The organism is Streptomyces apocyni, assembly GCF_009739465.1.
Classification (GTDB): Bacteria; Actinomycetota; Actinomycetes; order Streptomycetales; family Streptomycetaceae; genus Streptomyces; species Streptomyces apocyni.
In genome coordinates this window covers 38,227-62,824 of sequence record NZ_WHOM01000065.1, presented here as the reverse complement: position 1 = coordinate 62,824, position 24,598 = coordinate 38,227, and the positions used below count along the sequence as shown (strand labels likewise).

Annotated in this window: 20 protein-coding genes and 1 pseudogene; 7 read left to right on the top strand and 14 right to left on the bottom strand. The window is 65.1% G+C overall.

Annotation, left to right across the window (positions count from 1 at the left end; translation table 11 throughout):
- Window positions 1-125 precede the first annotated feature (125 nt).
- Complete coding sequence (locus tag GCN81_RS19230; RefSeq protein ID WP_156725843.1) at window positions 126-698, top strand: RICIN domain-containing protein; 573 nt, start codon at window positions 126-128, stop codon at window positions 696-698.
- 213 nt (window positions 699-911) lie between these two features.
- Here GCN81_RS19230 and GCN81_RS19225 read toward each other — a convergent pair whose 3' ends face one another.
- The 9 genes and pseudogenes from GCN81_RS19225 to ychF all read right to left on the bottom strand — a co-directional run bounded on the left by GCN81_RS19225 (window position 912) and on the right by ychF (window position 14,316).
- Entirely contained in the window at window positions 912-2,042 is a 1,131-nt protein-coding gene (locus GCN81_RS19225) for a tyrosine-type recombinase/integrase (RefSeq protein ID WP_231626847.1), read from the bottom strand.
- 418 nt (window positions 2,043-2,460) lie between these two features.
- Entirely contained in the window at window positions 2,461-3,309 is an 849-nt protein-coding gene (locus GCN81_RS19220; protein ID WP_156725842.1) for an HNH endonuclease, read from the bottom strand.
- Window positions 3,310-3,329: 20 nt separating this feature from the next.
- Window positions 3,330-4,853 (bottom strand): ATP-dependent nuclease, encoded by a 1,524-nt coding sequence (locus tag GCN81_RS32495; RefSeq protein ID WP_156725841.1) that lies wholly within the window; start codon window positions 4,851-4,853, stop codon window positions 3,330-3,332.
- Window positions 4,854-5,050: 197 nt separating this feature from the next.
- Window positions 5,051-5,773, bottom strand: coding sequence for a M48 family metallopeptidase (locus GCN81_RS19210; RefSeq protein ID WP_156725840.1), 723 nt, complete (start codon window positions 5,771-5,773; stop codon window positions 5,051-5,053).
- Window positions 5,760-8,852, bottom strand: coding sequence for a type I restriction endonuclease subunit R (locus tag GCN81_RS19205; protein WP_156725839.1), 3,093 nt, complete (start codon window positions 8,850-8,852; stop codon window positions 5,760-5,762). Before GCN81_RS19205 ends, GCN81_RS19210 begins: the two co-directional genes overlap by 14 nt.
- Window positions 8,849-9,724, bottom strand: coding sequence for a restriction endonuclease subunit S (locus tag GCN81_RS31945; RefSeq protein ID WP_231626846.1), 876 nt, complete (start codon window positions 9,722-9,724; stop codon window positions 8,849-8,851). Before GCN81_RS31945 ends, GCN81_RS19205 begins: the two co-directional genes overlap by 4 nt.
- 126 nt (window positions 9,725-9,850) lie before the next feature.
- A pseudogene (locus GCN81_RS33015) lies at window positions 9,851-10,081 on the bottom strand (hypothetical protein); the annotation flags it as partial.
- Window positions 10,078-12,513, bottom strand: coding sequence for a type I restriction-modification system subunit M (locus GCN81_RS19195; protein WP_156725838.1), 2,436 nt, complete (start codon window positions 12,511-12,513; stop codon window positions 10,078-10,080). The pseudogene GCN81_RS33015 and the gene GCN81_RS19195, both read right to left, overlap by 4 nt.
- A 714-nt stretch (window positions 12,514-13,227) precedes the next feature.
- A complete protein-coding gene (gene ychF / locus GCN81_RS19190) occupies window positions 13,228-14,316 on the bottom strand; it encodes a redox-regulated ATPase YchF (RefSeq protein ID WP_156725837.1) in 1,089 nt (362 codons plus the stop codon).
- A 392-nt stretch (window positions 14,317-14,708) separates the two neighbouring features.
- On the opposite strand from ychF, the gene GCN81_RS19185 reads away from it, so the two are divergent.
- Window positions 14,709-15,230: a DUF6542 domain-containing protein gene (locus GCN81_RS19185; RefSeq protein ID WP_325065116.1), complete on the top strand. Its 522-nt coding sequence runs from the start codon at window positions 14,709-14,711 to the stop codon at window positions 15,228-15,230.
- A gap of 29 nt (window positions 15,231-15,259) precedes the next feature.
- On the opposite strand, the gene ppgK is transcribed toward GCN81_RS19185, so the two are convergent.
- Together ppgK and GCN81_RS19175 are read right to left on the bottom strand one after the other, a co-directional pair.
- On the bottom strand, window positions 15,260-16,006 hold the full coding sequence (gene ppgK, locus GCN81_RS19180) for a polyphosphate--glucose phosphotransferase (protein ID WP_156725836.1): 747 nt from the start codon (window positions 16,004-16,006) through the stop codon (window positions 15,260-15,262).
- Between the two features lie 89 nt (window positions 16,007-16,095).
- Window positions 16,096-17,112, bottom strand: coding sequence for a 4-hydroxy-3-methylbut-2-enyl diphosphate reductase (locus GCN81_RS19175; protein WP_156725835.1), 1,017 nt, complete (start codon window positions 17,110-17,112; stop codon window positions 16,096-16,098).
- A 130-nt stretch (window positions 17,113-17,242) separates the two neighbouring features.
- On the opposite strand from GCN81_RS19175, the gene GCN81_RS19170 reads away from it, so the two are divergent.
- The 4 genes from GCN81_RS19170 to GCN81_RS19155 all read left to right on the top strand — a co-directional run bounded on the left by GCN81_RS19170 (window position 17,243) and on the right by GCN81_RS19155 (window position 21,114).
- Window positions 17,243-18,679 carry an APC family permease gene (locus GCN81_RS19170; RefSeq protein ID WP_156725834.1) on the top strand — a complete coding sequence of 479 codons (1,437 nt, stop codon included), beginning with the start codon at window positions 17,243-17,245 and terminating at the stop codon, window positions 18,677-18,679.
- 30 nt (window positions 18,680-18,709) lie between these two features.
- Window positions 18,710-19,918: an exodeoxyribonuclease VII large subunit gene (xseA, locus tag GCN81_RS19165; protein ID WP_156725833.1), complete on the top strand. Its 1,209-nt coding sequence runs from the start codon at window positions 18,710-18,712 to the stop codon at window positions 19,916-19,918.
- A 128-nt stretch (window positions 19,919-20,046) separates the two neighbouring features.
- Window positions 20,047-20,358 (top strand): exodeoxyribonuclease VII small subunit, encoded by a 312-nt coding sequence (locus tag GCN81_RS19160; protein WP_156725832.1) that lies wholly within the window; start codon window positions 20,047-20,049, stop codon window positions 20,356-20,358.
- A 165-nt stretch (window positions 20,359-20,523) separates the two neighbouring features.
- Entirely contained in the window at window positions 20,524-21,114 is a 591-nt protein-coding gene (locus GCN81_RS19155) for a malonic semialdehyde reductase (RefSeq protein ID WP_156725831.1), read from the top strand.
- A 133-nt stretch (window positions 21,115-21,247) separates the two neighbouring features.
- Here GCN81_RS19155 and GCN81_RS19150 read toward each other — a convergent pair whose 3' ends face one another.
- On the bottom strand, window positions 21,248-21,769 hold the full coding sequence (locus GCN81_RS19150; RefSeq protein WP_156726278.1) for a DUF4245 domain-containing protein: 522 nt from the start codon (window positions 21,767-21,769) through the stop codon (window positions 21,248-21,250).
- A 159-nt stretch (window positions 21,770-21,928) separates the two neighbouring features.
- Here GCN81_RS19150 and glpX point away from each other — a divergent pair, with 159 nt between their 5' ends.
- A complete protein-coding gene (glpX, locus tag GCN81_RS19145; RefSeq protein ID WP_156725830.1) occupies window positions 21,929-22,960 on the top strand; it encodes a class II fructose-bisphosphatase in 1,032 nt (343 codons plus the stop codon).
- A gap of 155 nt (window positions 22,961-23,115) precedes the next feature.
- Here glpX and GCN81_RS19140 read toward each other — a convergent pair whose 3' ends face one another.
- On the bottom strand, window positions 23,116-23,574 hold the full coding sequence (locus GCN81_RS19140) for a WhiB family transcriptional regulator (RefSeq protein ID WP_197287703.1): 459 nt from the start codon (window positions 23,572-23,574) through the stop codon (window positions 23,116-23,118).
- A 225-nt stretch (window positions 23,575-23,799) separates the two neighbouring features.
- Window positions 23,800-24,480, bottom strand: coding sequence for a DUF1707 SHOCT-like domain-containing protein (locus GCN81_RS19135; RefSeq protein ID WP_156725828.1), 681 nt, complete (start codon window positions 24,478-24,480; stop codon window positions 23,800-23,802).
- Window positions 24,481-24,598 lie beyond the last annotated feature (118 nt).

The window sequence follows — 24,598 nt, the reverse complement described above, 5'->3', positions numbered from 1 at the left end:
ACCGGCGGTACATCCGCCCACCTCCCCGCCGCTAGCTTTCGGGTCGGCGCCGGTGTCGACGAGTCACCACATCACCGCCAGGCGCCACTCCTCATGCCGGAATCCGGACAGAGAAGGAAGCCACAGTGGCCCGAACCGCTCGCGCAGGAATCCTGGTCGCCGCCTTGGCGTCGTTGTTGGCCATGCTGATACCCAGCACGGCCAGCGCCGCCGACCCGCCGATCCGCTACACCACCTCACTGCGGAACGCCGCGATCTACGAGATGCGCGCCTCGTACTCGTGGCAGTGCATGGACATCCGCGGCGGCTCCACCAACCCGGGCGCGATCATCCAGCGCTACGACTGCAAAGGCAGGCTCCACCAGCGCTTCTACTTCACACAGTCCGGCACACCGGGGCTGTTCACCATCGGCACCCTGGGCAGGTACTGCATCGGCGCCAACCTCACAGCCGGCCCCGACTACTACAAGACCGTCGTCACCGGCCACTGCCAGGGCCCGGGCCAGCTGTTCCGCTGGGTCGACCGGGGCAACAACCACTGGGAGATCGTCGAGGCCCAGTCCGGACGCTGCCTCCACGACACCGGCCGCCGCAACCCCCTGGAACTCCGCGCGTGCGGCAACATCACCGAGCCATACCCAAGCCTGTGGACCCCGCGCTACCACCGCCAGTACGACTACGGCAGCATCTGGGGCTAACCCCCAACCAAACCCCGAAGGGCGGGCCGGAGAACACCCCTCCGCCCCGCCCTCCCCGCTGCCCGAACGCCGCTTTGGTCACACGTTGAAGCGGAATCTGTAGTATAGAGCTCCCACCTGCGAAAACGCGGGTTCTGCACGGGTCATCCCAGCACCATCCCAGCACGGGCGTTCTATCCCAGCACCATGCAGGCCAGGCGCCCCCTCGTACACCTACGCAGCTCGGGCGCTGCCGCTCGAGCTCTCCGCCTCTGCCGGCTGGGACGTCGCGTCTGGGGAGACAGGCCGCATGGCGCACTGCAGAACATCCCGGAAGCGATCCCACGCGCTGGGCAGCAGATGCCCGTAGATGTCGACCGTCGTCTTTACAGACCGGTGCCCCAGCCAGCGCGAGACCTCGTGGATCGGCACACCGTTGGCCAGGGCCGTGGAGGCGAAGAAGTGCCGCAGGCTGCGGGGCGTGTACTTGGCGTTGCCGTCAAAATCGACAAGGCCAGCCGACAGGCATGCCTTCTTGAACTGGTGGCCGTAGGACGAGATGGACGGCATCACGCTAGCGCCAGGCTGACGCGGGCCGAAGAAGGTCTCAAGCCGAATCCGTTTCCCCTTCTGCCCAGTGAAAACGACAGGCACCGGCTTCCACTTCATAAGATGTGCGTCGATCTCCTGCTCAATGAACAGGGCAGTTGGGACGTCTCGGCACTCCTTCTCCAGCCGATGCTTGAGGGGCACGAAGGGGGTGGAGCAGTCCTCCTTATGCGCCTTAGCGCTGACCTGCCATCGGATCCTGACGTAGCCAGGCCGCCTGCACTCGGTGGAGAAGGCCAGGGCTTCGCTGGGGCGCTGGCCTGTGCCGGACTGAAGGTAGACGGTGAGGCGAAACTGTGGCGCGATATGCGCAGCGATCAGATCCACTTCGGCTGACGTCGGAACCTCGTCCTCGTCCACCGCCAGCGCGTCCCTGCGGGAGATCCGGATACCCCGGGCAGGGTTCTCCGTGATGCGCTTGTCGACTACGGCCGCCTCCATGATGGCGGCCACCATCACCATGCGGTCGTTCACCGTCGATGCAGCCAGCCCTGCACCGCCTCGGTAGATGTCCTTAACGAACTTCTCAAAGTCCCGGTGCGCCAGCCCAGCCAGGGGCTTACGACCAAGGCTCGGCACGAGATGATTGCGGATGAACCCTTCGTAGTTGCGGCGGGTCACCTCACCGATGGTTCGTCGCTCCAACCACTCCCCAGCCCAGACCGATAAGGACACGGCGCCGCGCGCAGGATCGATGCAGACACGGGCCTTCTTATCCTTCTCCACGAGGGCGGCGAAGGCGTCCGCACCGTCCAAGCCGATCCTCCGCGGAAACGACTTCTCCCGCTGCCGCCCTCGCCTGCCACCTGGCTCCCGATACCGCACGGTCCACGCGTGACCGCATCTTGGGCGCATGCAGGGATAGTTCCGATCGCGGACATCCCGCTGAAAGACGCTCGCCACCCAAGTCCCCGATCTTCAGCCGGACCCAGCACCTGAGATCGTCGCCAGCGCCTCACAACGGGACAAGCCGTTCGTCACAAATCCGCTCGTTTCAGCGATCGCGCCCCCTCGATCCCAGACCGCATGAACGGCGTTGCCGGTCTGGCCGTTCTCCTCGACATCAAGGGCACCACGGCCTGTGGAGCGCAAGGGTATGCGGGTCAGAAGACTCCAGCCGCCAGACAGCAACCGGATCGACGAAGGTCTGCGTCGCCACACCCAATCTGGTTGGTCACAGTGAGCCCACCGAGCTGGGACTGTCTTGCCCGGAGGAGCCTTGGCAGTAGAGGTCGTCGGCTGCGAGTGTCCGGTACGTAATGCCTTCGCAGCTGTTGAGGTCTACGGCGAACCGGCTCTCCGCTTCATCCCCTAGGTAGACCCGGACCATACGTGCGCCGCCGCGTTTACGCTGCCTCTCGACGCTATACGTCACATCGGAGATCGCGCGGTTGGCTTCGATGGCGTAACGCCTCCCCAGCTCGAAGAGCCGGAAGTGGTTCTCGACCCGCGCAATCAGCGTGGCATCCCAGGATGCCGGCGGGCTGACGAAGAAGCGCAGCCGCACCGTGCCCGAATCGTGGATCGGCCGTGCATCTAACCAGCCGTCATGGGATACCCGGTCGAGATATGGGTGCAGGAGGGTGTTCTCGGCTCTGTCCGGCCGTTTGTTTCCCTTGATTAGATTGCACCGCTCGCAGACGGGGACGAGGTTGAGCGGATCGACGCACAACGCAGGGAAGTGACTCTTCGGCATGAAGTGGTCAAGTTGGCGAACAGTGCCCTGTCTGCACAACGGACATCGCTCGTTGAGCGGGGCGGCCATCAGCTCGTCACGTATCACCCGCCCCCCGACGGTCTGCATGCCGTTCTCGTAGGCCCAGTCCACGAAGTGGTCGTCGGCGATCTCGGGAACCTTAAAACCCTTCGGGTCAAGGTCATGCAGCTTCTTGGAAGCCGCAGCCTCACGAAGTGCCTGGCCGGCCTGCTGCACAGCGTTGGCCGCGTTGAGCAACTGGCCACGCCGCTCTTCCGCCTTAGTACGAGCGACGCACGCCTGGTAGCTGTCACTCGCCTTCCGCATGGGAACCTTCAGGGGCCACATCAGAGGAGACCATCCGACTTCTCTGCGAGAAGGATCCGGACCAACCCCTTTGCCTCTCCGCCGAGCTTGCCGTCGAAGTGAGCAAGAACCTCTTCGTATGTATCCAGCGCGGCCGCTGCCCTGCCGATTTCCGCGTAGAAGCCGGACTCCATCACTTCCAGCCCGAACACCTCGTGGGTGAGCACTCCCACGTTCTCCCCGTACGTCTCAATCAGCGGGCGCTCGGAGCGGCTGCTCTCGCCCTGGCGTATGAGCTTGTATACGCAGGACTGCGGCACCGTCTGAAGCACAACGGGCGAATGTGTAGCAACTACTGCGACGCCGTTACGCGCGGACAACAAGTTAGAGAGCGCCTGCATGAAGGAAGCCAGCAGCGGCGGATGCAAATGGGCTTCAGGCTCGTCCAGTAGGACCAGAGACTGCTCAGCCACGAGATGCACGAGCTGTGTCATGGTCAGCGTCACGATCGCGTGGCCTGAGCTCATCCGCCCGAAGGCAGAGGTTAGGTCCCGCACGTGGGATTCCGTAACTTTCATACCGGCTCGTATGTCGCGGGCGTAGGCCGCGATGGCGGAATTCGCAAACTGCGGGTCACGGCTCAACAGCATCATGGCCTCGCGCCAGCGCATGAGGCCGCGTGAGTTGATGACGGCATGGATTCCGCCGCTGAAGGCTGCTTGCAGTCGTTGCTGGGTCCCGGTGGGCAGATCATCGAGCGAGGAACTTTGGAGGCCAACGTAGGTGTACTTCACCGCTTGGGGATCGCAATCCTCTACCACTTCAATGAAGGGATCGAAGGCACTAAAGGTGACCGAGACCACGTTCACGAACCGCTCGCCGGTCGCGGACGTGGACGTCGGGAGCACATCCACGCGGCCGAATTCCCCGCGTCTCTCAGGCCAGACCACCGCAGCGGCAAGATTCCTCAGCAGGGTCGTCTTGCCAACCCCGTTGCGGCCGATGAGGACGTGGATATTGCTAGACGGCGTGGACTCAGGGGCGATCTTGAAGTCGAGAGTGCTCTCAGCCCCATGCCCCGGTGCTGTGTAGCGGAACCGGTACTCGGTCAGCCGGACTCCGCCACGTGCGATCCGGTTGAACTGGGCCCTGACCGTCTGCTCCTCGATCGTCCGCAATAGTGATGAGCGTGTCACTGGGTACTGCATAGCGGTCTCAAGAAGGTCGGGGTTGTAGGCCACGTCAGAAAGCCCTCGGAGGATCTCTTCGCGCCTGTCGCGTCCAAGCTTCTTGATGTTGTCGTAGTAGCGATCACTCTGCCCGAGGGAGAAGAGTTCACCCGGCGGCGAGCCATCGTAGACCCCGGCACGGATGGGGCTGGGGCCGTCCTCCTGCCCGGCGACGGCAACCTTGACGAAACCCAGGTTCGTCTGCGTCTGTGAGTCTCTGTACCAAAGCGTGTAACCGGTGCGAAAGCCGAAGTCATCCCAGTCATCGGCTACCAGGACCACAGCCTCGGGGCCTGAGCGCACCAGCGTGTCTTGGGGTAGGACAATGAACTTCACCGGGTCGAGCCTCCGGATCTGCGGCGGACACCCGCACTACGGTCGAACTGAGTTCGGACCCTACCGCCTCGCTCTGACAGGACGATCGCGGCGCCGTCGACTCAAGGCCGTGCGCCCGCCTGGCGGCTCATGCTGCCGACCGCGCGGTGAACCTGTTTGCCCAGGTACGTCATGCGACGGGGCTCCTCCTACCGCCCTTAGGCCCACTCTTCCTCTGCTAGCGGGGCGTCATTTAGCTGGTCACGAAGGCTTCGCCAGTTCGGCATGAACCTCTCCAGGAGCTTGGTGAAGCGCTCATCGTGGTTACGTTCCAAGTAGTGCGTCATCTCGTGGACAACGATGTACTCGAGGCAGCCTGGAGGCTTCTTCGCAAGCTCGACGTTGAACCAGATGCGCCCGGTCTCACGATTACACGAGCCCCACTTGGTCTTCATCCGCTTGATATTCCACCGTGGCACCGAAACTTCGAGGACGGCTTCCCATTTGGCAATCAAACCCGGGAGCACATGTCGAAGCTGCTCCCGATACCAGCGGTCCAGCAAGTGCCGCCGCCGTTCAGCTGTTGTGCCGACCGGGACGTACAGCAGCAGCCGTTCACCGTCCAATTCGAAGTGAGCCCTCCCGGGACGCTCCACGACCTTCATCCTGCGACGAACGCCCCACACATAGTGGGACTCGCCCGTGACCATCTCTCGTGTGGACTGCCGGTCGGCAGATTGAAACTGCTCTCGTTGCTCCTTGATCCACGACAGGCGTTGGATTACAGCGAGTCGCACCTGCTCATCGTCGAGTTGGAGCGGCGCTGCTACACGGACGCGCCCCAGTGGCGGATAGACACCGATGTGCAGATTCTTGATGTTTTTGTAGATGATTTCAACATCGATGCCACGGACAGTGAGAGAGGCACTAGCGGTACTCATGGCGCGCCTTCAGCAATTCCAGCAGCTCATCAAGCCGGTCGAAGTCGGCGGTCAGCGCCTGAGCGAGCGCACGCCTGACCTTCTTTTCCTTCATCGTGTTGCCAACCCACGAGTCGGGCTTGGTATGGAGGATGGTCGTGTCCACAAGCACGGCCAGGTCCGGTGACGGACCGAAGAAATCAATCAGAGCACGGCGGCCACCATTGTCAGCCCAATCCGGGTACTGGGTATCAGACTCGCCCTTGCCAAGTTTAGACGCATGCTCCAGGAGCTTCGCGAGATATTCCTTATAGTCTAGAGCACTCTGCCGTCGTTCCTCGAGTATGGCGTCGAGCAGCTCCGACATCTTGTCGTAGTATTTGGGGTTCATCGGGCGCTCATCGATGATCACAGCCCGCATATTATTGGTGATCGTTTCCGCTACCGCTTCCGGATCCCTCTTGATACCCGCGGGAAGCTTGTCGAGCGCACCAGCCCCCATTTCGACGATCAACTGGACCAGTCCGGCTTCCTGGAAGTCAGAGACCACCTCCGAGGGGCTGGCGTTGATGTACGTGTCTAGCAGGTGCCGCATGCCGGCCTCGTACTGCTTGAAGTCAACATGCTCGCCAGCACCGAGCTTTACCTCTTCACGCACGTTGGCGTAGTGGGCGATCTCTTCCTTGATCGCTGCGGCTTCGGCGTCGCTGTACCCAGCGGCGTGCATTTCGTTGGCGAGGTTGCCGTACGCGCGAGTCACAGCCGCCACGGACTTGTAAAGCTCAACCCGCTTGGGTTCGTTGGCCTTGAGCTGCTCGGCGTTGCCCTGCTCCCGGGCACAGAAATATTGCTGGTACTGGAGCGTGTCCTTTGGTGGTTCGACTGGCTCGCAGAGCGCCCGAACCTTCTCCAGAGCCTCATCGAGGTCGTCACGGGCCTTGTCGATCCGGTCTGACAGCAGCCCTTCGATGTCCTTCGACTCGTAGCCTTCGAGAGCGCCGACGGTGTAGTCCGTAATTGCGGCCTCAAGGGAGTTGAACAGGTCGCGGTAGTCGACGATGTAGCCGTAGTCCTTGTCCTCGCCATCGAGGCGGTTGACCCGGCAGATCGCCTGAAACAGACCGTGGTCCTGCATCTTCTTGTCGATGTACAGGTACGTCGCACTCGGAGCGTCGAAGCCAGTCAAGAGCTTGTCGACAACGATGAGCAGCCGCATCTGGGCTGGGTCATTGATGAAACGCTCCTTGACGTCCCTTTCGAACTGCTCGACCTTGCTCATCGCCTGATCCGCAGGCTCGTTGAAGTGATCTGCGAGCATCTGCCGGTAGATCTCGTACTGACGCAGTCGCTCGGTCGCACCGTCACCTGAGTCTTCCTTCGCGATGTCACTCGCCTGCGGTGCGTACGACGTGATGATGGCGCACTTGCCCTTGAACCCGGCCTGAATGAACAGCTCGTAGAACTTACACGCCTGGTAGATGCTCTGGCTGACGAGCATCGCATTGCCTCGACCATCCATCAGCCGCGGCTTGGTCTCCATGTCGAACAGGACGTCGTTGACTATCTGCCGGGCCCGCGGCTCCGAGCTGGCGACCTTCTGAACGGTGCCCCAGCGCTTCTTGAGCTCTGCGCGTGAGAGGTCGGTCATGCCACGGGTCTTGGCTTCAAACCACTGGTCGACCTTCGCCGGCGAGGTCAAGTCCTGGTCAATGTTGCGCGCCTCGTACCGCAGGTCGAGCACGACGCCGTCGGCAACGCCCTCGTTGAACTTGTAGGTATGAATGAAGGTGCCGAACCGTCGGACAGTGGTGTCCTTGTCCTCTTTGAGGAGAGGTGTGCCGGTGAAGCCGATGAACATGGCCCCCGGCATGAGCGCCTTCATGGCGTCGTGCATCTTGCCCGACTGCGTACGGTGAGCTTCGTCTACGAAGACGAAGAGGTTGCCTTTGGCCTGGAAGTCCTTGGGGACGGTCGCAGTGAGCTCACGAATGAACCCGCTCTCAGCTTCATCACGGGCGGCTTCGTCTTCCGAGCCACGGAACTTGTGAACCAGCGAGCACATCAGCCACTCTTCGCTCGCGTTCAACGCGGCAAGGAGATCAGCGCTGCTCCTGGTTCGGTAGATAGGCTCTTTGGCTCCCTGGAAGACCTTCTGAATCTGATCATCCAGTTCGATCCGATCAGTGATCACCAAGACACGTGGATTTGTACCAACTTGAGACTCCCGGATCCACTTAGCCAGCCACACCATCGTCAACGACTTGCCGGAGCCCTGGGTATGCCAAATGATGCCGCCCTCGCGCTTGGCAATCCGCTCCTGAGCCGCCTTGACGCCGAAGTACTGGTTGTGCCGGCACGTCTTCTTTTGCCCGGCGTCGAAGACCATGAAGTCGTGAACCAGCTCGAGCAAACGCTCCTTCGAGCAGAGCTGCGTCAGGGATCGGTCGAGGGGATCTGCGATATCAGACGGTTCACGCCACGCGAGCCAGTACTTCTCCGGCGTATCAATTGCGCTGTAACGCAGCCCCTCTACGTCGTTGCCGGCCATGACGAACTGCACCGTCGTGAAAAATGATCGGATGAACTCGGGACGCTGGTTCCCGATACTTTGCCGGATGCCTTCAGAGACGGCGACCTTCGAGCGCTTGAGCTCGATCGCCCCGAAGGCGATTCCGTTGACATACAGCACGATATCCGGGCGCTTTGTTTGCTGGCCCAGTACAGTCACTTCTTCAGCCAGGGCGAAGTGGTTGGCCTCAGGATTACTCCAGTCGATTAGCCAAACCGTCTGCCACTGTTCGCCGACACCGGGTTTGACCTTCACCCCGTATCGCAGCAGGCCGTAGACGTCCCGGTTCGCCTCGTACAGATCGCGACCGCCACCGAGCGAGGCGTCGCTCTTTAGTTTTTCGATCGCCTTGTTGATTAGATTGTCGCCGTAGTTACGGGCACGTAGGTTCTGCGTGAGTATCTCGACATCGACGTTGGAGTTTTCCGCACGGTACCCCCACTTTCCGAGGTACTCGTAGCCCAACGAGTCTCGGAACAACTCGACGACGCGGTCTTGAGTCTTGCGCTCCGGCTGACCGACGTTGCTCATGTTGCGCTCTCCTCGAAGGGAAGGCAGGTTAGCAACTCCTGCATAATGCCACGCTTGACATCACAGATCTTCCGAAGCCGGGCACGCAAAGCCGCAATTTCTGAATCCGCGTCGCCAAGCACTTGCGCCAGCGCTCTCTGTTCACCAACCTCGGGCATTGGCACCACGAGGTTGCGGATCTTGGCGAGTGTCAAGCGCGTGATTGCATTGCCCGCCATCGCATTGTTGATCTGCTGTCGCCCTTGACACGAGAGCAAATACTGCAAGATGTACGCCTCAGAAGCCTTCCGTGGATCGCAGCGAATAAACGCGACACTCGACAGGAGGCTAATCTCTTCTCGAAATGGGTTCAAAGCGGCATTGCCAGTGTTAGCCCCGTCCTTCGTGATCAAGAGGTCGCCGAATCTCGTGTCGCATCGACCGTAAATCTTCCTGTGCTCGGGCTCGGAGATTGTCTCCACTGCCTCCAACCTCATGACTCCAAATCCAATATTCTTTGAAGTGATGTATTTGAAGGCCGAACCTCCAAGTTGGGGAGAGAAGTGGGTGCCGTCTTGAATCTTGATACTCACATCTGCGAGGCGGCGCCCTACGAGCACACCGGCAAATCCCGGAAGTCGAGTCTTCCCGCCCAGGAGCTGCTGAATCATTCCTTGCTTGATCGCAAGCCTTTTACTAATCATTCGCTCCAGCGCGGCGATTGAATCGTCTGTTTCAGCGAGCAACCGCCCGACGAAATGCTGCCGCTCTAGAGATGGAAGGGATACCGGAACTCCACTTAGAATTTTCTGATTCAGAGACGCCATGGTCGTGCCGGTCGCATGTTGCACGAGCCAGTCTCGGACTTGGGCCGACTGCAGCAGATAGGTCATATAGAGGGGGTCAACAGCGGTCCCCAGTCGAACCCTAATTCCGTCCGACCCTAGGAAGTAGCCCTCTTCGGAGTCAAGTACTCTTGCAGATCGATCAACGGCACCCTTTCGCCCGAAAACGATATCATTTGCACGGAGCACATAATCGGGCAGTCGCCGAAGAACACTCGGACCCACCTTCGGCGTATCAGGGGTCACGCGCAGACGGCCATTGCCGATCTCGCCAACGGAAATTACTGGAACACCTGCATCAGAGTACTCGGACGCTTTCAGTGCAGTACCAAATGGTCCAGTCTTGATAGAGCCGCGCCCTCGCCTCAACAACTCGCCAAGGGTTGTAACCTGTGAAACTGTCACGCGTATACCCCCATTGCCTTCAAGTGAGCAATGACCCTGGACTCTAGCTGCTTTAGTTCATTATCGAGATCATTGACAGTCTCGGCGTAGCGCTCGCCGAGCTGTTGGATCCGTGAGACGAGTTTGAGTGTGAGTGACTCAGCCTCAGACGCCACGCGGCTAGCGACGGTCGCATGCCACTTGTCGTCAAGTACCAGCTGCTTGATCTCAGGCTCGGTGAGGTCGCCGTACTTCTTGAGAGTCGCGAGATCGAGGGCGGCCTGGACTTCTTTGGCGGTCTTCTTGGCAATAGCTTCGTCGTTGTAAAGCTTCACCAGGTGCTTGAGAGCCTGGATCTCCTCCGCTTCAGCTTCCTCGTGCCGAGCCACCTTAAGGCGCGTCGAAGCGAGGGCTTTAGAGATCTTGCCCTCGTCCATCGCCTCGGCAAGCAGGCCGTCCTCTGCGCCGTGCTCCTCGATGTACTCCTCGACAGCACGACTTGCTTCTTCGGCTGCCGCGTGCAGTGCGTCAACCTTGGACTGCTCGTCCGCGAAGTACCGAGCAACGACAAACGTCGGCGGGATGAGGTCCATCTTGTACTTGGTGGCGCTGCGCCCCGAACCAATGACAAGGTCCGGGGTCTCGGAGAGCTTGCGCTCCTTATCCTCAATGGTCTTGCGGGGCTTCGCCGCCTCACACCACCCGTCGGTCATGACGAGGAAGACGTCGTCATGCATGACGTCGTGCCAATAAGTCATGAGCTGTTCGTAGACGTCGTACTCGTCGAGCAGAGGGGTTTTCTTGAACCCGGCCAGCAGATCGTCACTGATACCAGCGATCAGGTCCTTGGGGACAGTGTCCGGATTGAGCGCTTGCAGGACGGGCCGGTACGTGGCGAACCAGTCGTCGACCTGACCACGGACGTCCATAGCGAACTTCTGGAACTCGTCGGAGTCCAAGATGGCCTGTTGTACCTCAGCCACGCCGACAGCCAGGTCGCTGTAACCGGGGCGGTTCGGCCTGAAGAGCGTGGCACGAAGGCTCGGGAACGCCTCCCAGTACCCGTTGAGTGCGTCAACATCGTGGTCCGGAATCCCGCCGTGAAGGTGGGCGTGAAGGTCCTGGATGTCTTCCGGCTCGGAGGAATCGATGTACCGCGGGATGTTGAGGTTGTAGTCGTTCTTCGGGCTGGCAATCTCGAGGAGCGGCACCATACGCGAATAGCGCGCAATCTTGGTCTGTTTGTTGAAGATGTCGACGATCTTGTGGATGTCCTGGCTCCGGAGGCGATTCTTGTTGCCGTCCTTCATGAAACCCTTGGAAGCGTCGATCATGAAGACGCCAGTTCGCGCCTGAGCATTCTCCTTGTCTAGGACGATAATGCAGGCCGGGATACCGGTGCCATAGAAGAGATTCGCGGGCAGGCCGATGATGCCCTTGATGTAGCCGCGGCGCAGCAGCTCCTTGCGGATGGTGGCCTCTGCGTTGCCACGAAAGAGGACGCCGTGCGGCAAGATGACTGCTGCCTTGCCGTTACTCTTGAGGGACTTGAGGATGTGCAAGAGGAAGGCATAGTCGCCGTTCTTCTCCGGCGGTCGGCCGAACTCGAAGCGACCGTAGTCGTTCTCCAGGCCGTTGCTCCACGACTTGATCGAAAACGGCGGATTGGCGACGGCGAAGTCGAAGGTCTGTAGCCGCGCACCCTGGGTGAACTGTGGGCTGGTAATCGTGTCACCCTTGCGAATGTCACGATCCTCGTAGCCGTGCAGGATCATGTTCATCTGGGCCAGCGCCCAGGTGGCGTTGTCCTTCTCCTGACCGTAGATGGTGAGGCCCCGTGGGGCCTCGTCAGTGACCTTTAGGAGCAACGAGCCAGACCCGCACGTGGGGTCGTAGACCGTGTGGTCCTGCCGGGTGCCCGCTCCGATACCGACGACCTTGGCGAGTACGCGAGAGACCTCGGCCGGGGTATAGAACTGCCCCTTCGACTTGCCCGACTCCGTTGCGAAGTGCCGCATCAGGTACTCGTAGGCGTCGCCCAGCAGGTCATCGCCCTCAGCGCGGCTGCCCCGGAAGTCGAGATCAGCGAAGATCGTCACCAGCTTGGAGAGGCGATCCTGCATCTCCTTTTCCTTGCCGAGCTTCTCCTCGTCGTTGAAGTCGGCCAGATCGATGATCTTCTCAAGTCCGTTGGCCTCAGCGAGCTTACCGATGATCTTGTTGATCCTGTCGCCGATCTCCTTATCACCCTTGAGGGCGACCATGTCATCGAAGGATCCGTCGGCGGGGACGTCGATCAAGGAGTTCGGATCGGACTTGGCCTTGTCCGTCACATACTTCACAAACAGCAGCGTCAGGATGTAGTCCTTGTATTGGCTGGCATCCATGCCGCCGCGCAGCTCGTCGCAGCTCCGCCACAGGGAGCGGTACAGGTCCGACTTCTTGAGGGCCACTAGCACGCCACCCCCTTGCCAGCGCCAGGCCCAGAGCCTGACCGCGACTCCGCGATGATGTGTACGTGTGACCTGTCCATTCTTCGGCGCCCATCCTTCGTATGTCAGTGCGCGACAGCTTTGCCACTGGAGGCAAGCCCAAGCTAAGTGCCCCAACGATAGCGCCGGGTTCTCACGCAGGAGGCCGTTGGTCTGCGGCGCTCAAGGCCCTGGTCCGTGTCCCATGCAATGAGCTGGACGAGGCGCCTTCACAGACACCAAGGTGTGGCGGTCAGCCCCTGTTTGAGGAGCGAAGGTCGCAGTGTGAGTGGTGGCCAGTCTGCCGTTCTCCCGCCGCGACGTGCAGCTCTGTCCGCGCTGCTCACGCCCCAGCGTCCGCCTGCATCAGCCTCAGCCTGGCCAGCCCACAGTCGTACGGCACTGTTGATGAGTTCATAGTCCTGGAGGGGGATCTGACCGAGGCCGAGCGACACAGAGTCTGTATGGCTCTGCGAGCTCGGCCTTGGAAGCTGCAAAGCCCAATGTCAGCACGGGACAGCATCCCGGGGGTGGCCACAGGTGCCGACAGGTGGTCCCATCCAGCCCTCCGGGGCAACGTCCAGCACCAATGCACCGTCCGACCTTCGGTGGAGCCGCAAAAGGGGCCCATCTCGGATTGACGGACCCCTCTTGATCTGCGACTTCACAGGACGCGCAATTTAGTTGAAACTTCAATTAAACGTTGAAGCGGAACTCCACGACGTCGCCGTCCTGCATCACGTAGTCCTTGCCCTCCATGCGGGCCTTGCCCTTGGCGCGGGCTTCGGCGACTGAGCCGGTTTCGATCAGGTCGGTGAAGGAGATGACCTCGGCCTTGATGAAGCCCTTCTGGAAGTCGGTGTGGATCACACCGGCCGCCTCGGGGGCGGTGGCGCCCTTCTGGATGGTCCAGGCGCGGGCCTCCTTCGGGCCTGCCGTGAGGTAGGTCTGGAGGCCGAGGGTGTTGAAGCCGACGTGGGCGAGGGTGGCGAGGCCGGGTTCTTGCTGGCCTACGGACTGGAGGAGTTCCAGGGCCTCGTCGTCGTCGAGTTCGGCGAGGTCTGCTTCGAGCTTGGCGTTCAGGAAGATCGCTTCGGCGGGGGCGACCAGGGCGCGCTGCTCGTCCTTGAAGGCGTCGTCGGTCAGCTCGTCCTCGTCGACGTTGAAGACGTAGAGGAAGGGCTTGGTGGTGAGGAGGTGCAGGTCGTGCAGGAGCTCTTCGTTGCCGCCGCCCTGGACGATCCCCGCCGAGAACAGGGTCTGGCCGGACTCCAGGATGGACTGGGCTTCCTCGACCGCCTTGACCTTCGGGGCGATGTCCTTTTTGATTCGGGACTCCTTCGCCAGGCGCGGGAGGACCTTTTCGATGGTTTGGAGGTCAGCGAGGATCAGTTCCGTGTTGATCGTCTCGATGTCGCTCTTCGGTGAGACCTTGCCGTCTACGTGGACGACGTTCTCGTCCTGGAAAGCGCGGATGACCTGGCAGATCGCGTCGGACTCGCGGATGTTCGCGAGGAACTTGTTGCCCAGGCCCTCACCCTCGGACGCGCCGCGTACGATGCCCGCGATGTCGACGAAGTCGACCGTGGCGGGGAGGACGCGCTGGGAGCCGAAGACCTCAGCCAGCTTGGTGAGGCGGGGGTCGGGGACGCCTACGACGCCGACGTTTGGCTCGATGGTGGCGAACGGGTAGTTGGCCGCCAGCACGTCGTTCTTGGTCAGGGCGTTGAACAGGGTCGACTTGCCGACATTGGGCAGTCCGACGATTCCGATCGTGAGCGACACGTTTGCGACTTCCCGTACGTCAGGGCTGGGTGGTGGAGGGTCGGCCACGGCTGGTAAGGGGCCGGGGCGATTCACCAGTCTACGGCGTGGGGCGGAGTCGGGGTCCGGTCGCGTTGCGGGTGTGGTCGCGGACCGGGATGAGCGGCTGGGTCGAACGCAGGGCCAAGGTCGGCCAAAGGGCGTGTCCCGGTCAGGTTTCCCGGCGTCCGCCGACCTAGGTTGGTGCGGTGGAGCAACACAGGACGCGTCCCCCGCAGCCCCGATCGCGACGAACCTCGCCGCTGCCGCCGCTGCCGCCTCAGTCGTCGGGATCGGAGCCCGGCGCTCGGGTTCCGTCCGGGGCGGCTGAGTCCGTCGGGGTCTACCGGGCCGGTGGGAGGGCGCGTGGGGCGGTGGCTGTGGCGGCGCTGCGGGGCGCGGCGCGGGCCGCCCGTCGGGGTGCGGTCGCCGTACGCCGGATGCCGAATCCGCGGCTTACGGGACTGGGCGGCGGGTTGTTCGCCAGCGCCTCGATGCTGCTGCTCGCCGCCCTCGACCGGCTGCTCCTCGGCGGCTCGTTCACGGTGTACGGGGTGCTGTTCGTGCTGGTCAGTATGGTGACCGCGCTCTGGGTGCGGCCTGCTGAGCTGATCACGGCGCCCATCGTGGTGCCGCTCGCGTTCGCCATCGGGCTGCTGCCGATCGCCGACGGCTCCGGCGGGTTCGGCGGTCAGGTGATGGGGCTGCTGACCTCGTTGGCGATGCACGCGGGGTGGCTGTACGGCGGCACCCTGATCGCCGCGCTCGTGGTGGCCGTACGCAAGGTCCGGATCGTGATCACGGCGCGGAGGCGGCGGGCTCGAGCTCGACAGGCGGCCGCCTCCGCCGCCTCCGCCGCGGCCGCGCGTCCCGTGGGCCGCCGGACCGGGCTCTAGGCGTTACGGATCGCGGTTGCGGCTCTCGGTTACGGCTCGCGGGACGCGGCCATCGCCGCCCCGACGATCCCCGCGTTGTTCAGCAGCTCGGCCGGGGCTACCTCGGCGCGTATCCCCTCGATCAGGGGCAGGAACTTGTGCGCCTTGCGGCTGACGCCGCCGCCGATGATGAACAGTTCGGGTGAGAAGAGCATCTCGAGGTGGGCCAGGTACTTCTGCACGCGGTGCGCCCAGTGCTCCCAGGTGAGCTGTTCGTCATCTCTGACCTTGGTGGACGCGCGTTTCTCGGCCTCGTGTCCGTGCAGCTCCAGGTGGCCGAGCTCGGTGTTCGGTACGAGTCGGCCCTCGGTGAACACGGCGCTGCCGATGCCCGTGCCGAGCGTGAGCATGATGACCGTGCCGCCGCGGCCGTGGCCCGCGCCGAACCGCATCTCGGCGACGCCCGCCGCGTCCGCGTCGTTCAGCACGGTGACCGGAGCGCCGCCGAGTCGCTCGCTGAGCAGCGCGCGGGCGCCGACGTCGATCCAGCCCTTGTCGACGTTGGCCGCGCTACGGATCGTGCCGCCGCCGCTCACCACACCCGGGAAGGTGACGCCCACCGGGCCCGACCAGTCGAAGTGCGCGACGACCTCGCGCACGCAGTCGGCCACGGCGTCCGGCGTCGCCGGGTGCGGGGTGAGCACCTTGTGCCGGGGGTCGGACAGCTCGCCCCGGTCCACGTCGACCGGGGCGCCCTTGATGCCCGATCCGCCGATGTCCACGCCGAAGATCTGCATGGACACCACGTTACGACGAAGGACTGACAGTCACTTCTCGGGCTGGTCGGCGCACCGCTCAGCCCCTGCGTCGTACGCGTTCGTCCGGCTTACGCGTCGGGCAGGTTGCCGCCGCGCTTCTCGACCAGTGCGGCGGCCTCGGCGCGCAGATCGCGGCGGAGCTCCTTCGGCAGCGAGAAGATGATCGACTCCTCGGCCGCCTTGACCGTCTCGACGTCCTCGAAGCCGCGCTGGGCGAGCCACTCCAGTACGCCGTCGACCAGCACCTCGGGGACCGAGGCCCCGGAGGTGACACCGACCGTGGAGACGCCCTCCAGCCATGCCTCCTCGATCTCGTCGGCGGAGTCGACCAGGTAGGAGGTCCGGGCGCCCGCGCCGATGGCGACCTCGACCAGCCGCTTGGAGTTCGAGGAGTTACGCGAGCCGACCACGATCACCAGGTCCGCCTCGGCGCCCATCTGCTTGACGGCCAGCTGGCGGTTCTGTGTGGCGTAGCAGATGTCGTCGCTGGGCGGGGAGATCAGCTGCGGGAACTTCTCCTTGAGCGCGTCCACCGTCTCCATCGTCTCGTCGACGGAGAGCGTGGTCTGGGAGAGCCAGACCACCTTGGACGGGTCGCGCACCTCGACGCCCGCGACGTCTTCCGGGCCGTCGACCAGGGTGATGTGGTCCGGGGCCTCACCCGAGGTGCCGATGACCTCTTCGTGGCCCTCGTGGCCGATGAGCAGGATGTCGTAGTCCTCGTCCGCGAAGCGGACGGCTTCCTTGTGCACTTTGGTGACCAGCGGGCAGGTGGCGTCGATGGTGGCCAGGTTCCGCCCGGCCGCCTCGTCGTGGACGACCGGCGCCACACCGTGGGCGGAGAACATCACGATCGACCCCTCGGGCACCTCCGCCGTCTCCTCGACGAAGATCGCGCCCTTCTTCTCCAGGGTCTGCACGACGTACTTGTTGTGAACGATCTCGTGACGGACGTAGACCGGCGCGCCGTACTGCTCCAGGGCTTTCTCGACGGCGATCACGGCACGGTCAACCCCCGCGCAGTATCCGCGCGGGGCGGCGAGCAGGACGCGGCGGGCGGCAGCGGGTGCAGTCATGTCCCCCATCGTAAGGCCGCGCCCGGGAGGTCAGAGATCCACTCCTTGGGGAGACTGGGGAGCCCCTGGGGAGCCCGGGCCTGATGAGCCCACGGTGAGCGGGGTGAGTCCCCTGGGGGAAGGCCCGTGAAGGAGTGCGATGGCTGGTGACGGCGAGCTGCGGCGCAGTCTCGGCTTCCGTGACCTGGTGGTCTACGGGCTGCTGTTCATCGCCCCCATGGCCCCGGTCGGCGTGTTCGGCACCCTGGACGCCAAGTCGCACGGCGCGGTGGCGCTGGTCTATCTGGTCGCTACGGTCGCGATGGCGTTCACCGCCTTCAGCTACGCGCAGATGGTGCGGGTCGTCCCCCAGGCGGGCTCCGTCTTCGCCTACGCGCGCGTGGCGCTCGGCAAGGGGCCCGGGTTCATCGCCGGGTGGATGGCGATGCTCGACTATCTGCTGATCCCGGCTGTCGCGTACCTCTTCTCCGGGATCGCGATGCACGCCCTGGTGCCGTCGGTGTCCCCGTGGGTGTGGACGGCGCTCGCGGTGGTGATCACCACCGCGCTGAACCTGCGGGGCGTACGGGCGGCCGCGCGGGTCGGCTTCGCGGTGCTCGCGATGGAGATCGCGGTGCTGCTGGTGTTCGTGGTGGCCGCGGTCGTGGTCCTCCTACGGGACGGGGCGCGGCGCGACTGGCTGTCGCCGCTCGTCGGGGACGGGACCTTCGCGGTGTCGGCGGTGCTGGGCGCCGTGTCGATCGCGGTGCTGTCGTATCTGGGCTTCGACGCGATCGCGAACTTCGCCGAAGAGGTCACCGGCGGCTCCGCGAAGGTGGCGCGGGCGGTGCTGTTCTGCCTGGTACTCGCGGGCACGCTTTTCGTGGTGCAGACGTATCTGGTGGCGCTGCTCGAACCGCTCTCGGCGGCCGAACTGGCGGCGGAGCCCGCCCGGCAGGGGTCGGCGTTCTACGACGCGGTGGACACGTCCGTCGGCTGGTGGCTGCACGACCTGGTGGCCGTCAGCAAGGCCATCGGGGCAGCGTTCGCCGCGCTGGCGGGGCAGGCGGCGGGCGGGCGGCTGCTGTTCGCGATGGCCCGTGACCGGCGGCTGCCCCGGCTGCTGGCGCGGACCGAGTCGGGGACGCCGCGGCCCGCGCTGCTGGCCGCGGCGTCGGTGACGCTGGTCGCCGCGGTGTGGGCGGCCCGCAGGGACGACGGCATGGACCACCTGGTCTCGGTGGTGGACATCGGCGCGCTGACGGCGTTCACCCTGCTGCATGTGTCGGTGGTGGCGTGGTTCGCCGTACGGCGTCGGGGTGGCCCGGTGAGTTGGTGGCGGCACTGGCTGGTGCCGGTGCTCGGCGCGGCGGTGACCGTGGCAGTCATCGTGGAGGCGTCCGTGTCGGCGCAGGTGGTGGGCGTCGGGTGGCTGGTGGTGGGGCTTGTGGTGCTCTTCGTCCAACGTCAGCGCCACGGGCATGGGCAGGGGCCAGTGTCGGGGCAGGGGCAGGGCCCAAGGCCCGGCCCAGGGCAGCGGACGGCGGACGTACCGGATCGGACGCCGCCGTCGGGGTCTGAAGGCGGGCCGGGCTGACTGTCAGTCCCTGCGACTACGCTCCGGGGCATGGCTGTGCACACGTCCGCGGACGCCCCGCTCCCCGTCGGCGAGATCTCGCGGCTCATCGGGGGCTGGATCGACCGGCTGGGTGCCGTGTGGGTCGAGGGGCAGATCACTCAGTTGTCCCGGCGGCCCGGGGCCGGGGTGGTCTTCCTGACCCTGCGCGACCCGTCGCACGACATCTCGGTGAGCGTCACCTGCTACCGCAAGGTGTTCGACGCGGTCGCCGACGTGGTGTCCGAGGGAGCCCGCGTCGTCGTCCTCGCGAAGCCCGAGTGGTACGCGCCGCGCGGGCAGCTGTCGCTGCGCGCGACCGAGATAAGGCCGGTGGGGGTCGGTGAGCTGCTCGCCAGGCTGGAGCAGCTGAAGAAGGCGCTGGCCAAGGAGGGGTTGTTCGCGGCCGAGCGGAAGAAGGCGCTGCCGTTTCTGCCGCAGCTGATCGGCCTGGTCTGCGGCCGGGCGTCGGCGGCCGAGCGCGATGTGCTGGAGAACGCCAGACACCGCTGGCCCGCGGTCCGCTTCGAGGTGCGGAACGTCCCGGTGCAGGGCGTGCAGGCGGTCGCGCAGGTCACCCAGGCGGTCAAGGAGCTCGACGCGCTGGATGCCGTGGATGTGATCATCGTGGCGCGGGGCGGCGGCAGCGTGGAGGACCTGCTGCCGTTCTCGGACGAGCAGCTGCTGCGTACGGTCGCGACCTGCCGTACGCCGGTGGTCTCGGCCATCGGGCACGAGCCCGACTCGCCGCTGCTGGACCTGGTGGCTGACCTGCGCGCCTCCACGCCGACGGACGCGGCCAAGAAGGTCGTACCGGACGTGGGCGAGGAGTACGAGCGGGTGCGGTTGCTGCGCGACCGGGCGCGTCGGGCCGTGCATCACCGGCTCGAGCGCGAGGAGCACGGGCTCGCGGTGGCGATGTCCCGGCCCTCGATGGAGCACCCGCACCGGATGGTCGAGGAGCGCGAGGAGCACGTCGCGACGCTGCTCGGCCGCAGTCGGCGCACCCTCGGCCATCTGCTGGATCGCGCCGAGTCGGAGCTGACCCACACCCACGCGCGCGTGGTGGCCCTTTCACCCGCGGCGACCCTGCGGCGCGGGTACGCGGTGCTGCAGAAGGCCGACGGCCATGTGGTGCGGGAGCCGGACGAGGTCACGGCGGACGAGGCGCTGCGCGCGCGGGTCGCCGAGGGCGAGTTCACGGTACGGGTCGCCGAGTGACCGTCGGGCGGCCGGGTGACCGTCGGGCGGCCCAGTGACCGTCAGGCGGCCCAGTGACCGTCGGGCCGCCGAGCCCGGGCCTTCTGGCGTAGCCCGGACTGTCGTACCCCGGACTTAGGGTGGAGCACATGACCACGACGCAGGGCCCGACCTCAGCCGACTCCGCAGCGGACGCGCTCGGGTACGAGCAGGCGCGGGACGAACTGATCGATGTGGTGCGTCGCCTGGAGACGGGCGGCACCACGCTGGAGGAGTCCCTCGCCCTCTGGGAGCGCGGCGAGGAGCTGGCCCGGGTGTGCCGCCGCTGGCTGGAGGGCGCGCGCGAGCGACTGGACGCGGCGCTGGCCGAGCCCGGCGAGAGCGACGGGGGCGACGACGGCCGGGGGGACGCGGGCCGGGCCGACGACGCCGGGAGCGCCGCAGCCGCGGCGGACGGCTGAACGTATCCCTCCGTTTCCGTACATCTCCCGTTCACCTTGATCACTGATCGTGAGGCGTAGATCACCCAAGGCCTTATTGTTGTTGAAGGTTCAACGTAATCGGCGTACGCTTGTGTGAGCAAGCATGATCCGCCACCCGTTATTCGCCTGCGAGAAGGTTGTCGAATGTCCCTCGTACTTGACCCCGCCGCCCAGGACCTCCTCTTCCGCGAGGCCCGCTCCGCCAGCGCCTTCACTGACGAGCCCGTCACCGAGGAGCAGGTCCAGGCGATCTACGAACTGGTGAAGTTCGGCCCCACCGCCTTTAACCAGACCCCGCTGCGCATCACCCTGGTCCGCTCCCCCGAGGCCCGCGAGCGCCTGGTCAAGCACATGGCCGAGGGCAACCGCGCGAAGACCGCCGCCGCGCCGCTGGTCGCCATCCTCTCCACGGACAACGAGTTCCACGAGGAGCTCCCCCGGCTGCTCCCCCCGATGCCCGACATCAAGGACCTCTACTTCTCCGAGCGCCCGGTCCGCGAGCAGTCCGCCATGCTGAACGGCTCGCTGCAGGCCGCTTACTTCCTCGTCGGCGTGCGCGCCGCCGGTTTCGCCGCTGGGCCGATGAACGGCTTCGACCACGCCGGTCTCCAGAAGGAGTTCCTGGACGACGACCACACCCCGCTGATGGTCGTCAACATCGGCAAGCCCGGCCCGGACGCCTGGTACCCGCGTCTGCCTCGCCTGGACTACGACGAGGTCGTCACGACCGTCTGAGTCGACAGCGTCATCGCTGTTTGATCAGTGCCCGCACATGGTGAAGGGCCCCCGGCAACCGCCGGGGGCCCTTCACCATGTCTACAGACCCGCATGCCTACAGGCCCACATGTCTACAGACCCGCAGGTCAGATCACTTCGCCGGGTCAGGGCCCTTGAGCGACGTGGCCACCTTCGTCAGGTCCTCGAACGGCGCGGTACCCGTCACCACCGTCGTATAGCCGTCACCCTCGTACACCAGGGCGTCGTACTTCGGACCCTCGTACCGCTTCCAGTCCTCGCCGCCGATCCGCTCGGTGCGTGCGGTCTCCTCGGCGCCGTGGGTGACGTTGTCGATGAACTTGCGCGGCGTCGCCACGGACTGCTCAATCCCCACGTACTCGCGCTCCGGCGACAGGAAGCCCAGGTGCCAGGCCTGGTCGTCAACGGCCTTGAAGCGCACCGACGTCGCCTTCCAGTCATCGGAAAGCCCCTCGGGCGCGACCACCGGGTAGCTCGTGGCGCGCTGCGCCGTCGCCAGCTCGACCGTGTAGTTCTTCCGCTCCAGCGGGTCCTGGGACTCGTCGCGGGGGAGGAAGACGTAGATGACCGCGACGACCGCGCCGATGGCCACCATGGACAGCACCATGTCCCGGACCGTCTGCTTGCCTTTCATACCTGCCACGCCCCCATCGTCGCAGGTGTCCGCCGACGCCCAGCACGGCCCCCCACCCGCGCTCATGCGTGACCCGCTCTGCTCAATTTGTCGACCTGCCGATAGAGTCAGCTGCATCACCCTCCTCCGGCCGTCGCCGTATCACGAAAGGTGCGCTCGATGACCGAGCATCATCTCCCGTCCGAACTCGAGGTCTCCCCCGAAGCCCCCGACCGCAACCTCGCCCTGGAGCTCGTCCGGGTCACCGAGGCCGCCGCCATGGCCGCCGGCCGCTGGGTGGGCCGGGGCGAGAAGATCGGCGCCGACGGTGCCGCGGTCCGGGCCATGCGCACCCTGGTCCACACCGTCTCGATGAACGGCATCGTCGTCATCGGCGAAGGCGAGAAGGACGAAGCGCCGATGCTCTTCAACGGCGAGCGGATCGGCGACGGCACCGGAGCCGAGGTCGACATCGCGGTCGATCCCATCGACGGCACCACGCTCTGCGCCAAGGGCATGCCCAACGCCATCGCCGTACTGGCCGCCGCCGACCGCGGCACCATGTTCGACCCGTCCGCGGTCTTCTACATGGACAAGCTGGTCACCGGGCCCGAAGCCGCTGACTACGTGGACATTAACGCCCCGGCCTCGGTGAACATCCGCCGGGTCGCCAAGGCCAAGAAGTCCGCCCCCGAGGACGTCACCGTGATGATCCTCGACCGCCCGCGCCACGAGGGCATCGTCAAGGAGATCCGGGAGACCGGCGCCCGTATCCAGTTCATCTCCGACGGCGACGTGGCCGGTTCGATCATGGCGGTACGCGAGGGCACCGGCGTCGACCTGCTGATGGGGATCGGCGGCACCCCCGAGGGCATCATCAGCGCCTGCGCCATCAAGTGCCTGGGCGGCACCATCCAGGGCAAGCTCTGGCCCAAGGACGAGGCCGAGAAGCAGCGCGCCATCGACGCCGGACACGACCTGGACCGGGTGCTCTACACCGGCGACCTGGTCTCCGGCGACAACGTCTTCTTCGTGGCGACCGGCATCACCGACGGCGAACTGCTGCGCGGGGTGCGCTACAGCGCCGAGACCGCCACCACGCAGTCGCTGGTGATGCGCTCCAAGTCGGGCACCATCCGCCAGATCGACTCGACGCACCGGCTGTCGAAACTGCGCGCCTACAGCGCCATCGACTTCGACCGCGCGAAGTAGCGGGGCAGGCAAGCAAGACAGCAAGCAGCACAGCGAGCGGCGCGCGCACCGAAGCACATTCGGGAGCGCGTACGCGAAGGGGGGCGCCCTTTGTGCGGAGGGCGCCCCCCTTTATTCGCTTCCATGCATGCGCTGCGCTGTCGCTCGCGTAGCGGCTAACCGGCGGCCGCGACCTGCCCTGCCGTGCGCGACGCGTTCTGCAGTTCCATGTCGCGGCGACGGCGGCGGGTCAGCACGACCCGGCGCTCAGCGGCGGTCAGCCCGCCCCACACGCCGTACGGCTCGGGCTGCAGCAGGGCGTGCTCGCGGCACTCGACCATCACGGGGCAGCCCGCGCACACCCGCTTCGCGGCATCCTCGCGGGACAGCCGCGCGGCCGTCGGCTCCTTGGACGGGGCGAAGAACAGCCCCGCTTCATCCCGGCGGCACACGGCCGCCGTATGCCACGGGGTTTCCTGGTCTCGTGTCGGCGGCGGCGTCGGCGTCCGCGTCGAGGGCGGCGCGGACCTCGGCGTCGGCACCCTTCCGTAGGCTCTCGACTCCGCTCGAGCAGGGGATACCCCATCGGCCGACACGGCGGCGACCTGCAGGGACTGATGCGGCGGTTGCAGCACGGTCTACTCCTTGCGACGACGGCTTCGCGAGCGGGAGAGGATGCGGCAAGGCCTACCCACTGTGCGCGGGCCTATGCACTGAGTTCCGACGCGTGGGAGAGGCGCGGAATCCCGGCCCCCGCATCCGGGCGCGTCCAGACTCGTTTCAGCCTTTCCGTCAGCGTCACCCGTCACCCGTCACTGTCACAACCGCCGTCACCGCCGCCGGGGCCTGAGAGACCTGCCTCAGTGGCCGAAATGCTTACGCAGCCGGTCGCTCAGATCCTGGATGAGCTTGCCGCGCTTGGGCTTCGCCTCGATGTTGCCCAGCACCGCGTATCCGTCGACGAAAACGAGCGGGGCCTGCGGGTTGCCCGAGTCCAGCGTCTCGACCTCGAAGTTGCCGAAGACCCCGCTGCCGCTGCCGTGCAGCGAGATGTTCTCCGGGACGGTCACCTCGACGTTGCCGAAGACGGAGACCGCCTTGATGACCACCCGCTGATGCTCGAAGATCGCCTCCGTCAGGTCGATCTCCACGTTGCCGAAGATGGCGTACGCGTGGGTCCTGCGGGCCACCCGCCACCGGCCCTTACGGGTCGAGCTGCTGAACACCGCGACCAGGTTCTCGTCCGCGGTCGCCGGAACACCCGTACGGGGTGGCGCGTAGGCATTGACCTGGGCGCTCTGATGGCGTTCGCGCGGCGTGGGCAGGTCCTGGACGAGCGGTGCTAGTTCGGCCACGGTCTTGGCGCGGTACACCCCGTCCACCCGCTCGGAGTGCTCCTCGGCGGTCAGACGGCCCTCCGCGAGCGCCTCGCGGAGGATGTCCGCGGTGCGGTCGCGGTCGGCGTCCGACGCACGGAGCTCTGTGGCTGGTGGTGCCTGAGGGGCTGGTGGTGCCTGAGGCGGGTGCTTTTCGAGGTCCACGCCCCCACCTTACCGACTCGCGATAGATCGCGACTAGAGGTACTGAGCCTTACCTCACAGACCTGGCCCGCACCCGGCGCTCTAGGCTGGTGCGCGCGCCACCAACGGAGGTCGCGCC

Excerpts from the sequence above, each read along its gene's own strand:
- GCN81_RS19220 (WP_156725842.1), bottom strand. The coding sequence starts at position 3,309 with ATGCGGAAGGCGAGTGACAGCTACCAGGCGTGCGTCGCTCGTACTAAG.
- GCN81_RS19210 (WP_156725840.1), bottom strand. The coding sequence starts at position 5,773 with ATGAGTACCGCTAGTGCCTCTCTCACTGTCCGTGGCATCGATGTTGAA.
- GCN81_RS19205 (WP_156725839.1), bottom strand. The coding sequence starts at position 8,852 with ATGAGCAACGTCGGTCAGCCGGAGCGCAAGACTCAAGACCGCGTCGTC.
- GCN81_RS31945 (WP_231626846.1), bottom strand. The coding sequence starts at position 9,724 with ATGACCTATCTGCTGCAGTCGGCCCAAGTCCGAGACTGGCTCGTGCAA.
- ppgK (WP_156725836.1), bottom strand. The coding sequence starts at position 16,006 with ATGCAGATCTTCGGCGTGGACATCGGCGGATCGGGCATCAAGGGCGCC.
- GCN81_RS19175 (WP_156725835.1), bottom strand. The coding sequence starts at position 17,112 with ATGGGGGACATGACTGCACCCGCTGCCGCCCGCCGCGTCCTGCTCGCC.
- GCN81_RS19170 (WP_156725834.1), top strand. The coding sequence starts at position 17,243 with ATGGCTGGTGACGGCGAGCTGCGGCGCAGTCTCGGCTTCCGTGACCTG.
- xseA (WP_156725833.1), top strand. The coding sequence starts at position 18,710 with ATGGCTGTGCACACGTCCGCGGACGCCCCGCTCCCCGTCGGCGAGATC.
- GCN81_RS19160 (WP_156725832.1), top strand. The coding sequence starts at position 20,047 with ATGACCACGACGCAGGGCCCGACCTCAGCCGACTCCGCAGCGGACGCG.
- GCN81_RS19155 (WP_156725831.1), top strand. The coding sequence starts at position 20,524 with ATGTCCCTCGTACTTGACCCCGCCGCCCAGGACCTCCTCTTCCGCGAG.
- GCN81_RS19150 (WP_156726278.1), bottom strand. The coding sequence starts at position 21,769 with ATGAAAGGCAAGCAGACGGTCCGGGACATGGTGCTGTCCATGGTGGCC.
- glpX (WP_156725830.1), top strand. The coding sequence starts at position 21,929 with ATGACCGAGCATCATCTCCCGTCCGAACTCGAGGTCTCCCCCGAAGCC.